At 58.1% G+C, this 3,469-nt stretch carries 4 protein-coding genes; 1 reads left to right on the forward strand and 3 read right to left on the reverse strand.

All coding sequences use genetic code 11. The annotated features are described in order from the left end of the window. Positions 1 to 144, reverse strand: a 144-nt coding sequence (locus GV044_RS16585) for a transposase (protein WP_159872927.1), incomplete at its 3' end; no start/stop codon positions are given. Positions 145 to 975: 831 nt separating this feature from the next. Between GV044_RS16585 and GV044_RS16590 the strand changes: the two genes are divergently transcribed. Next, positions 976 to 2,424, forward strand: a complete 1,449-nt coding sequence (locus tag GV044_RS16590) for a sigma-54 dependent transcriptional regulator (protein WP_159872929.1) — start codon at positions 976 to 978, stop codon at positions 2,422 to 2,424. Between the two features lie 523 nt (positions 2,425 to 2,947). On the opposite strand, the gene GV044_RS16595 is transcribed toward GV044_RS16590, so the two are convergent. Both GV044_RS16595 and GV044_RS16600 read right to left on the reverse strand, forming a co-directional pair. Continuing rightward, positions 2,948 to 3,163 carry a hypothetical protein gene (locus tag GV044_RS16595; protein ID WP_159872931.1) on the reverse strand — a complete coding sequence of 72 codons (216 nt, stop codon included), beginning with the start codon at positions 3,161 to 3,163 and terminating at the stop codon, positions 2,948 to 2,950. A gap of 145 nt (positions 3,164 to 3,308) precedes the next feature. Further along, on the reverse strand, positions 3,309 to 3,469 hold a 161-nt coding region (locus GV044_RS16600; protein ID WP_305778435.1), incomplete at its 5' end, for a sigma factor-like helix-turn-helix DNA-binding protein.

Genomic DNA, 3,469 nt, shown 5'->3' on the forward strand with positions numbered 1-3,469 from the left:
GGCCGACACGCCATTACGGCGCGCCACGACCGATATGCTGGCACTGCCGTCCAGCGTCTCCTCTACGATCCGCAGCTTCTCCGCAGCCGACCAGAAGCGGCGACGCCCGCCATCAGCGATAACCTCATATCCAGACATAAGCATGTGCTCAGGGGATAGCCCCAAGCCTCCATTCTATGCCTGAGGGGTGCCCGGACGAAACGGGGGCCAGCTCACCAGCGGCCTTGCACCGCGCTGATGCTGCGATGTATGCGGCGAAGCTCGCTGGGCGCAACCGAGTACAAGCGGCCTGAGGGGGCCTTCACCAATCATGTGCGAGGGTCTGGTGCTGGGAGTTCGGCTGCGTCCCGGGACTTGGAACACGACCGGGACGCACGAGCCCATGTTGGCCATGGCCCACTCGCTCAACGAAACCTTTCGACGAACTGTTCCCGATCGTCCGGTGGAAACGTTGGTGCTTAGTCGATTGGCTGGGATGTGCACTCGGCGCACGTCATTCGCGCAGCAATCTGGTCGATTCGGCTGCTAACCAACTTGCCACGCGCGAGATCACGAAGCTGGTCATGGCCGAAGTCCATAGTGTGCCCGCAAAGGCATCTAACTCGAAGCCAATATCCGCATTGCTTGAGTTCGGACGTAGTCCCAACCTTGTACCTAGCCATTTGCCCATCTTAAAACATGGCTGGAACATCACGCGAGCAGGTTAGCCGCGCATGAGTGGATGAGTGAGGCAGAGCCTGAGGAAGGCGGGATGATAATGCCACCCTCGTCGCACCGCTGACGCCACGCAGATAGAAGGATTTCTCGTCGAAGCCGAGGATCGTTACTCGATCGCAGGGTGGACGCGAGTTAGGAGCGTGTTCTTGGGCTGGTCGAGAGAAAATTTAACCTGAATATCGGACAGTCGCAACTGCACGCGATGCGGTAAATTGTACGCTTACCGCGATTTTCCAGCGATTTAGGTGGCTGTCGATAATGGCTGATATGGATACGACGCAACGCTTGCTGGTGTTGATCGGGAGCGAGCCGACTCAAGCGCGAGTGGTCGCCTCATCGGTCTCGAAAGTAGGGTGGCGAGCGATCTGCGCTCCCGACATTGGACAGGCCTTGACGATCCTCAATGGCATGGAAGGGCATGTCATCTCGGCGGCCGTTCTCGATGGTTGGTCAGGGTCGCAGGCCGGAGCCGAAGCTATCGGCCTTCTGGGGGCAGTTAACCCAGACCTTCCGGTAGTGGTATTGTCTTCCGGTTCTGAGGTGTTGCATGCCGTAGAGGCGATGCGGGCGGGAGCAACAGACTACCTAGTAAGGCCCTTTTCCCCAGACCGCTTGCTTGGCGCTCTCCGGATGATAACTTCAATCGGCAGCCAAAGCCGGGAGTTGCAGTCACTTTCAGCGACCTTCGACTTCCCGCTCGGCTTCGAAGCGATGATCGGCACTGACGGGGGATTTCGGGCTGCATTGGCGCGCGCTGCACTGGCGGCGCGGGGCCATGGGCACGTACTAATCGAAGGGGAAGGAGGCACGGGTAGAACTATGCTGCTGCGCGCGCTCCATGCTGCCTCTCACCGCGTCAACGAGCCGTTCAAGATCGTGAACATGCGAAGCTATACCGAGAATGCGCTCACCTCAGTGCTCTTCGGCCATGAGAAGGGCGCATTCCCCGGCGCTTTCAACAGGCACGTAGGCGCTCTGCAATACTGCCATGGCGGGACGTTGGTGCTGCAAGAAGTTAACCGAATGCCAGCGAGTGTACAACAGCGGCTAGCGGCGGCCATTCAGGAGCAAAGGGTACGGCCGCTCGGTGCTGGGCACAGCTTTGATATGGACGTTCAAATTCTGAGTACCAGTAACCAGCCGCTCAGTGACTTGATCGTAGAGGGCCGATTCGAAACTGATCTCTACAAAGCTTTAACCGCCATCTGTTTTGAGATGCCGCCTCTTAGATCAAGGACAGGAGATATTCCGGCACTATCGCACTCCTTCGTTGCCGCCCTCGGCGATCACGCAAGGGGACGTGAACTCACGATCAGCAATGATGCGTACAACCTGTTGCGCTCCTACGAGTGGCCCGGCAACATTCGCCAACTTCAGTCGGTCCTCATACGGGCTGCTGCAAGGTGCGACGGTGACGCACTTACTGCCGATCACCTTCCTGAACTTTTGGAGATTGCCACGCCTGCTTCGCCGGAGCAGTCAATGCCCCGGCGCATGCCGGAGCAGGTAGGTGTCGCAATCTACGGAATAGACGGGAACCTGCGGCCGCTTGAACAGATTGAAGCCGACGTAATTCGATTGGCTATCGCGCATTATAGCGGACGCATGACCGAGGTGGCCCGCCGTTTGCGGATCGGCCGTTCGACATTATACCGCAAGCTACATGAATTCGAAATTGAGCCAATGCCCAATCGGGGCCATCCCTGACGATCCGGCGAGCAACCCTCCACCTTGTGGCGAGGCCGGTGCGCGCTTCGAGTGGGGCGCTAAAAGATCAACGTCCGTCGGTCCGTCTCAAGTCGCCGGTGAACTGCTAAAGAGACTCGGCGCAAGTCTGGTCCAGCCACTGTCGGGCGTCGTCGGCGGGTAACGCACTGAGGTACTCGGAAATGACGGATTGCAGCTTCTCGTGCTCTCTGTTGAGCAAACGCCTTAGAACTCGAATGCGCTCCCAATCCCAAAGCGGCGGACGTCCAAGCTGCGCTTCTCGTAGTGGCCTCTTCAACGAATCGATCTTCTGATCGTGATATTTCATCCGATCTTCAAGGTTTGCGCGTTCTTTGGAGTAAATCATTTCAGATGAGCAAGGCCCGTTGTCTATCGAAGTTCATCTGTCATGGCCGAGACTTGTGTTCAACCTTAATCATAGGTAAGCGATTTGGCTAACCAGCGAATGCAAGCGCCGGGTTCACAGTCGGCCCCCGACCTTGTGCGCCCTCGATATCTTTCCTTAGCCAAGGGTGGTACAATTCGTGGGCGGTTCACGCTGCCCGTTACGCCAGACATTGAAAAGGCAGCCGAGCGCGCCCAGGACGAGGAAGCCGGAGGTGGCCTCCACCTCATAAGCGCGGTAGACGTTGATGAGGAAGATGCCCGCCATCAACGAAGATGCGGTCACACTCGAGAAGAGGCTCCTCGCCTGCGCCACGTAGAAGCGATCTGCCACTGGCTCGTTTCAAACTCAGGGGCAAGGCACAGGTCCAACCATTGTCATCTCTGATAGGCCTGGTTGGTTATCATCTCCTTAGGCGCATCCGCAGGGCGAACGCGGGCCAAACTATCCGACGCTGGGTTTGTGCTTGTGGCTTCGGCTAGTCCAGGAACGTACGCATGACACGCGACCTCGTTGGGTGCTGGAGCTTTCTCAGCGCCTTGGCCTCGATCTGACGAATGCGTTCGCGCGTGACCGAGAACTGCTGGCCGACCTCTTCGAGCGTGTGGTCGGTATCCATGCCGATGCCAAAGCGCATGC

The sequence above is a fragment of the Novosphingobium sp. 9U genome (assembly GCF_902506425.1).
Taxonomy (GTDB): Bacteria; Pseudomonadota; Alphaproteobacteria; order Sphingomonadales; family Sphingomonadaceae; genus Novosphingobium.